Source organism: Candidatus Cardinium sp. cBcalN2 (genome assembly GCF_022810445.1).
GTDB lineage: Bacteria > Bacteroidota > Bacteroidia > Cytophagales > Amoebophilaceae > Cardinium.
In genome coordinates this window covers 1-7301 of the sequence record NZ_JAACGD010000064.1, presented here as the reverse complement: position 1 = coordinate 7301, position 7301 = coordinate 1, and the positions used below count along the sequence as shown (strand labels likewise).

7 protein-coding genes are annotated in these 7301 nt (G+C 34.7%); 3 read left to right on the top strand and 4 right to left on the bottom strand.

The window, feature by feature from the left end; genetic code table 11:
- Window positions 1-219 (top strand): hypothetical protein (locus MUW74_RS01900; protein ID WP_243553040.1); only part of this gene is annotated, 219 nt, incomplete at its 5' end.
- Here the strand turns inward: MUW74_RS01900 and MUW74_RS01895 are convergent.
- From MUW74_RS01895 to MUW74_RS01880, 4 genes are all read right to left on the bottom strand, one after another.
- On the bottom strand, window positions 203-946 hold the full coding sequence (locus MUW74_RS01895; RefSeq protein WP_243516884.1) for a pseudouridine synthase: 744 nt from the start codon (window positions 944-946) through the stop codon (window positions 203-205). The two genes, MUW74_RS01900 and MUW74_RS01895, sit on opposite strands and share 17 nt — an antisense overlap.
- 34 nt (window positions 947-980) lie before the next feature.
- Window positions 981-1346, bottom strand: a complete 366-nt coding sequence (locus tag MUW74_RS01890; RefSeq protein WP_243017984.1) for a TraR/DksA family transcriptional regulator — start codon at window positions 1344-1346, stop codon at window positions 981-983.
- A gap of 103 nt (window positions 1347-1449) precedes the next feature.
- On the bottom strand, window positions 1450-2199 hold the full coding sequence (locus MUW74_RS01885; RefSeq protein ID WP_243516881.1) for a zinc ribbon domain-containing protein: 750 nt from the start codon (window positions 2197-2199) through the stop codon (window positions 1450-1452).
- A gap of 3 nt (window positions 2200-2202) precedes the next feature.
- A complete protein-coding gene (locus MUW74_RS01880) occupies window positions 2203-3330 on the bottom strand; it encodes a Nif3-like dinuclear metal center hexameric protein (RefSeq protein ID WP_243516876.1) in 1128 nt (375 codons plus the stop codon).
- 120 nt (window positions 3331-3450) lie between these two features.
- Here MUW74_RS01880 and lpxK point away from each other — a divergent pair, with 120 nt between their 5' ends.
- Both lpxK and MUW74_RS01870 read left to right on the top strand, forming a co-directional pair.
- Complete coding sequence (lpxK, locus tag MUW74_RS01875; protein ID WP_243516873.1) at window positions 3451-4500, top strand: tetraacyldisaccharide 4'-kinase; 1050 nt, start codon at window positions 3451-3453, stop codon at window positions 4498-4500.
- A 413-nt stretch (window positions 4501-4913) separates the two neighbouring features.
- Complete coding sequence (locus MUW74_RS01870; protein ID WP_243516870.1) at window positions 4914-6941, top strand: putative porin; 2028 nt, start codon at window positions 4914-4916, stop codon at window positions 6939-6941.
- The last annotated feature ends 360 nt before the right edge of the window (window positions 6942-7301 follow it).

The following is a 7301-nucleotide window of genomic DNA, read 5'->3' as shown; positions in this document are numbered from 1 at the left end:
TTTTACAAGGGGCGTTTTTTATATATTGTTATATATAATAATCAATTAAATATATCCCTTAAGTTGACGCCATTGGGTGAACGGAAACAAAGCATTCTTTGTAACATAGCTGCTGAGGGCTTGATTTTTTGTCCACTTTTTTATAAAGCAAAAAGTGGTATAAAAAAAGCTTTTTTTACCAAAGCTGGGAGCAGATACGGGTTTATACTAACTTTTTAAGTTTAACTATCTCTTTATCCTTCAAAAAAATCCATTTACCACGAGGGACATGCTGTTTAGTAAGATGCGCATAACCTACTCTATCCAATTTATGAACCAGATAACCCAAATGGTTAAAGATCCTACGAATAATTCGGTTCTTACCCATATGTATGGTCATGCCTATTTGCGTTGGATCTTCTTCTACTATTGCTACCTGATCTACCTTTACTAGACCATCTTGTAGTACAACACCTTGTTGAATGGTATGCAAATGCTGCATTCGTATAGGCTTATTAAGTACTACATGATAGATCTTCTCGATATGACTAGAAGGATGGGACAACTTACGTGCTAAATCACCATCATTGGTTAGCAGTAATAAGCCTGTAGTATCATAATCTAGTCGACCAACTGGGTAAATACGCTCTGGGCAATATTTCTTGTTAATAAGATCTAAAACAGTTTTTCGACCTTGAGGATCGTCCAAGGTAGTAACATAACCTTTGGGCTTATTTAAAAGTATATACTGTAGCTTTTCTAGCCTTAAAGGAACACCTTTATAAGTAACTATAGCATCGGTTGCTATTTTGGTACCTACCTTTTTTACTACTATACCATTAACAGCAATATAACCTGATTGGATGAGTTGATCAGCCTCTCTTCTAGCACAAATACCTGCATTACTTATAAATTTGTTTAAGCGTATGCAAGATGACCAATCAGGAGTAGTAGCACCAACTTTCATAAAGCATATAACTAGTAAAACCGAATGATTAGCCTTATTTTTTTGTATTTAATTTTGCATCTACTGCATACATCGTATGTGGTACTACTTTTAAACGTTCTTTATCTATAAGCTTACCGGTTAACACACAGATGCCATAGGTGCCATTTTTAATGCGTTGAATAGCAAGTTCAATTTGCTTGATAAATTTTTGTTGACGTTCAGCTAACTGACCTACATTCTCAGTTTCTATTACTTCTGCATTTTCCTCAAATGGTTTGCCAGCTACTTCAAGGCCTGCTTCTTGACGGCTCAAAACTTTTTCCAATACTTGGAGCTCATGATTAGCTTGATCTAATTTTTCTAAAAGAATCTTTTCAAAAAATTTTAGGTCTTCAGGTGAGTATGATTCCTCTGCCATAGTTTTTTTGATCTTAATATAGTAGGCTAAGTATACAATAACAGCGTAAAAACGGCTATTAGATTATATCACTTTAGTAATTTACAACCCCTTCATCTATGCTTTAGCTTACAAATAGCAGGGTATCTATAGGCTGTTCCAAAGCAATTAACATTCTACCACAATGCTCACAAAGTACTATTTTATTGCGTTCATATACCCCTATTTTTTGCTGAGGTGGAATCACGATACAACATCCACCGCAGGCGCCTTTTTTAATGGGTACTACTGCCAAATTATTGGATACATTTTTTCTAATCCTTTCGTAAGCAATATATAAAGGCTGACCTAACAGTTCTATGACCTCTTTTCTTTTTTCATACAAGGTAAGCTCTTCTTGCTGACTTGCTTTTAAAATTATGGTCAATTCCTGCTTTTTTAAAACTAAATCAGCTTTTTTTGATTCTAAAAGTTTGTGAAACTCTTCTATATTAGCCTGATCATGTTCTATATTGCTATAGGCAGTATGTAGAAACTTTTCTGCAAGTTGAATGTCCAACTTATGCAATTCAAGCTCTTTGGTAATCGCATCATACTCTCTATTATTGCGAACTTCTATTTGTTGCGCCTCGTATTGCTGGAGTTTTTTTTCAGCTTGTTTGATAAATGTTTTTTTATTGACCACTTCCTGGCGAAGTTCAGCCAATAGGAGCTCACGCTCTTGTAGACTTGCAGATAATGCGTCTATATCTGCTTCTAAAGACGATACTTCCTCTGGGAGCGTGCCCCTAAGCTTTAATATATCATTAAGATGGGTATCAACTTCCTGAAGTTCAGAGAGCTTTGTTAGTTTAATTGCAATATTTTTATCCATTAGTTAGTCATTAATGTGATGAACAGGATTGGTCATAGTTTTACAGCGTAGTATTACAATATTATTAAATTCTTTTGATAGTAGTGCAAGTATTAGTCTTTTTAGGCCTAATCGAGTAGCATGGTAACCTATATCAATCAATAATGTTTTATCATTAGCTTCTAAAAACTGCTCATATTGTAGGCCTGCTGTAATAAATGCATCTATTTTTCTGTTAAGAATTTCTTTCAAGAGCCCACTACCATTTCCAGCATAAACGGCCACTTTTTTGATAGGTCGGTCGAAACAATTAGTGTGTTGGAGATAGGATAAAGTCAATTTTGTTTTTATGTACTTCAAAAAATATTTAGCTGGTAACTCTACGGGCAAAGTCCCTAGTAAACCACTACCCATATTGTTTAGCGTTACTTCTACCTGTTCTAAATAGTAGGTAACTTTTTCATAAGGATGCACATGGAATAAAGTTTGAATGACTCTTTCTTTACAAGGGGTAGGTACTATAAAAGTAAGCTGACTCTCTTTTGAAAATTCTAGCCTTGAGCTAGTAGAAAAATGCAATAAAGGTTCTGGAAATGTTTTATAATGAACATTATTAGTAACATCTACTAGATTTTGAGTGGCCAAAACAGCTCCTGCTTGACACAAAGATTGAATTAAATATTTTTCTGAATAAGGAGGAACAAAGGTGGTCAGTCTATGGAGTATTACTTTTTGAGGAATGATAGGAAGCGTATTTTGTAAATCAATTAAATTAGTTATTCTATGACTAGCTCCGCGACCTAGATGGTCTAAATTAGTACTAAAAACATAGATGGTTAGTTCATGCTTTATTGCTTTGATCATGCATCTGCCAGCATAATTTTCTGGAATGATTTGTACCAATGGATGGGAAAAAAGAGGTTGATTTACAACTATAAAATTACATCTTTTTTCAATAGCTTCATCCAATACTGCTTCTGTTATATCAAGAGAAATCAATATTCCAGTTACTGTATTATTTATATCACCTACTACAATACCATCGGTTGGTAAATTATGCTCATTTGGCAATTGAGCTTTTTGCTCCAAGTAGTTTATCACATCTGCTATAGTAACAGCAGTATCACTATATCTTGGCGCTTTTATGCTCATTCTAGCTAGTATAAAAAGTAATATATACGCTTGATCACTTTGGATCCGAATGACTATTAATATAATAAAAATATCGTTATTTGTATAATAAAGTCAATTTTTTATTGAAAAGTAGGTGTTATGTTGCTGTTATGTTTACAAATACTAAGTTGGAGTTATGGTGGGGTAGTTTCTTTACGTAATCTGCTCTACAATAAAAAAATCAAAAAGCGTTTTTATTATAAAAAACCAAAAGTGATTAGCATAGGCAACCTCTCATTAGGTGGAACAGGAAAAACTCCTTTGACTATCTATTTGGTCAAACTGCTTGCTAAAGGGCGAGTGATAGCGGTGTTGAGTAGAGGATATAAGCGAAGATCTATAGGCTTCAAAATAATCAACGAATCAGTATCCCCTTTAATGGCAGGTGATGAGCCTTACCTTGTCTATAAAAATTTTCTAGACCACCCTAATGTAATCGTTGCCGTTTGCGAAAATAGGGTCAAAGGCGTGGCAAAACTTATGGAATATAGACCAAATGTCCAGCTCATTCTTCTGGATGATGCTTTTCAACACCTTAGCCTAAGGCCTCATTTAAATATTTTATTGACCTCGTTTCATCAACCTTTTTTTAAGGACCATGTACTACCATTAGGTCAATTACGAGAGCCACGTAAAGGGGCCTTACGTGCTGATATCATATTGGTAACCAAAAGCCCACTAAATCTATCTCAATCAGAACTAGGTACTATAAAATCAAGTATGCAAAAATACCATAGAAAAGAAGTATCCGTTTTTTTTACACATACTATCTACCACGATCCTATCGCCATAGGAGAGGTCAAAGCAGACAAGCTCCCTGTAACGTTACTGCTGGTTACAGGTATTGCAGATTCCCTTCCCTTACGGATCTATTTAGAAAACAATGGATATCAGGTTAAACATTTGGCTTTTAGTGACCATCACTGGTTCAGTGATACCGATATACTAAAAATTATCAATCTATTTCATGGATTAGATCAGCCAGATAAAGCGATTGTTACAACAGAAAAAGATTACATAAGATTGCTAGACCATTCTTTAATGAAACTATTATTTTCCTTACCTGTATACTATATCCCCATAGAAATAGGATTGGCAAAAGAAGATAAAGCAACTTTTGAGACAAAAGTTATTAAATTTCTTGCCTAATGTTACTTCTGCTGGTAACTTGCACGTTGATTCAGTAGGTTAAATCCTGAAGTAGATCTATTATATTTCGTTTTTGTACTCCCTTGCTTCTAGGAACTCCTTAGCATAAGCGAGTTATGCAAGAAGTCTATTATATTTGTAGCCTAAGGTCTTTTGTATTATTTATATCTTGATCAACAAGTAACCAAAAAATTAAGCCTTGTGTTAAAAGTTGTGAAAATCGCCACTAGTTTACACAGAGGCGGTTTTTCTTTTTGTGCGTGGTTTCACCACAGTGCTTCTAAGAAACTAGCGTTAAGCTAGTTTCTTTTTTAGGTATAACCAACCCCAGTGGGTAAAAGCTGAATGGATACTATGTTGTATGGTATTCCTATCATAGGGCTAAATGGAAACATTTTAAGTAAAAAATCATAATGGTAGACCTTTCGATTTATTGGCGATATAGTTTGTTTTTTCTATTTTTTGCGCTACCAATTAGTGGTTATGGAAGCGAAAAGGCAGAAGATATCTTTGAAAAACCTGAAGAAGAAAAAGTAGGGGCAGGTTCTACCTTTTTTATAACCCCACGAGAAGTAAAACAAAATTACAGAAAGTACCATCGTATGGATCGCTCTGTAACCAAGATGGACCATTTCACGGTTGCAGAAAGACATACATACAATTTTCAAGATCTTGGTAACCATTTCACAGCTGCCCAGCACATTGTTTATGAGTTACCACAACATATAGGTGCAACCTATGGTCTGGCTGCCTATGATTTTTATTTTCACCAACCGCAAGACATACGCTACTACTATACATCCAAAGCATATGCGGATTTTAATATTGTGCTGGCCAATCTAGGTAGTTTCTTATTCAATGGCTGTTATACCCAACGGCTACTTCCAAATTGGCATATAGGTACAAATTGGTATGGTGCCATGGCAGAAAATGAATGGCCATATAGTAAAGATGATAAAATTGTTAATGCTTTTCCTAATTTTGACCTCTTTACCCATATAAAAAACGCAGATGGCTGCTATCACCTATTCACCAGCTGGTCTAACAGGAAATATATCACTAGAGAGACTGGTGGTGTACGTTCGACTAAAACAACAACTAATAAAATAAAAGACGAATTTGCATTTACAGAACCAAATCCAAGTAAACGTTACCATTCTTCTTTTCCACTACTAGAAGAACCGTATATGCAAAATAAGATTGACAAAGATAAAAAAGTAATGCATAAAGATCTTAGACGTAACTTCTACTTCTACCATCATTATGAGTACAGCCAACCACTACAAGTATACCATGAATTACACTATAGCCAAATAAAGAATTTCTTCACCATTGAAAAATTAGATCAACCATTACTAAGCTTTATATCCAATCAACCCGATAATGCATCTGATAAAGAAGATAATCGTCTTCTAATGCGATCTCTTGGTCATGAGATAGGAATTAAAGGAGATATAGACCAACCCAATTTATTCTATGCGGTATATTACAGACTCGAAGATATTGATCTAAACTATGATTTTTCTAAGCCTGAAGAGCTAGTATATAATCGTCCTTTAAAAAAGGCAAAAAAAGAAAAAGAACATTACCTAGGTGGTAATACACGGTTGCAATTTGGGCAACATAGCCAGCTTTGTCTGGATGGAGCTTATCTATTACAAAAAGGAGGCTATCATAAATTAAATTTAGCTTATAAAAACCATTTTTTTAAAATAGCATGCCATACGATTAAACACAAAACCCCCTATATAGTAAGCCATGGCTATAGCAGGCACCGATTATGGGACAAGCATTTTGTACCACCATCTGCACAAGCAATAGATGCAGCCATATGGTATAACTGGACACATATAACGGTTCATCCGATTCTATCTTTTAAAAAGATAAACAACCATATTTATTACAGGAAAGCCAGACCATACAATCAACATAACCCTGACCATTGCGTTGCTGAACCTGTGCAGGCTACTGCACCTATTTATCTGCTTTCTTTAGAAAGTAATTTAAATTTTTGTTTTTTTTATTATTTCCATTTTGATAACACTTTTACCATTTTAAAAGACCTGAGCAGAAATCTCAAAGTTTTTAAAGGCTACATGCCTCCCTATATTTACACAGGCCGGTATTATTATGCCCACCAACCTTACCATAAAAAGATGGCTATAGAAACAGGTCTAAATATACATTTTAAAGAGCTTTATTATGGCGATGGTTACGATATGATCGCACAACAATTTTACCGCCAAAACCAATTCCCTGTACAAGGCAGACCAATTGTTGATATTTTTTGTAATCTTTGTATCAATAACTTAAAGCTTTCTTTTAAATACAGCTACATCAATGAATATTTTCATAAGCCAGAAGCCTATTTTGCTACACCATTTTATCCTGGCCTAAAAAAAGCAGCTGATATTGGTATACATTGGTCTTTTTTTGACTAATAAAAGCTATCTATGCGCTTATCCATTTAGCACTTCTTCAACCTTCCCTGCAACTGTTTTGCTATTTCAGCTGTAGGCTATGCTTGCTGATTGCCAATTTTTACAAGGGACGTTTTTTCTTTTTATATCTAGTCCCGATACAATAGTGAGGGCATTTTATTTTTACTTTCTTATGAAGAAAAAACGTATCTGTTCTTGACACTGGTAAAGAATGAATTTTTTAAAGCTACTTTTTGCTTGATCAAAAAGTAGCCAAATAATCAAGCGCTGATGAAAAAAGTTACTGAAAGCTTAGTTTACAGCTGGAAAAACAGGAACCTACCTGCAATCCCTCCCGGCAACTGTTTTTCTTTTCATCTG

Coding starts and splice junctions, on each gene's coding strand:
- MUW74_RS01895 (WP_243516884.1), bottom strand. CDS start 946: ATGAAAGTTGGTGCTACTACTCCTGATTGGTCATCTTGCATACGCTTA.
- MUW74_RS01890 (WP_243017984.1), bottom strand. CDS start 1,346: ATGGCAGAGGAATCATACTCACCTGAAGACCTAAAATTTTTTGAAAAG.
- MUW74_RS01885 (WP_243516881.1), bottom strand. CDS start 2,199: ATGGATAAAAATATTGCAATTAAACTAACAAAGCTCTCTGAACTTCAG.
- MUW74_RS01880 (WP_243516876.1), bottom strand. CDS start 3,330: ATGAGCATAAAAGCGCCAAGATATAGTGATACTGCTGTTACTATAGCA.
- lpxK (WP_243516873.1), top strand. CDS start 3,451: ATGTTGCTGTTATGTTTACAAATACTAAGTTGGAGTTATGGTGGGGTA.
- MUW74_RS01870 (WP_243516870.1), top strand. CDS start 4,914: ATGGTAGACCTTTCGATTTATTGGCGATATAGTTTGTTTTTTCTATTT.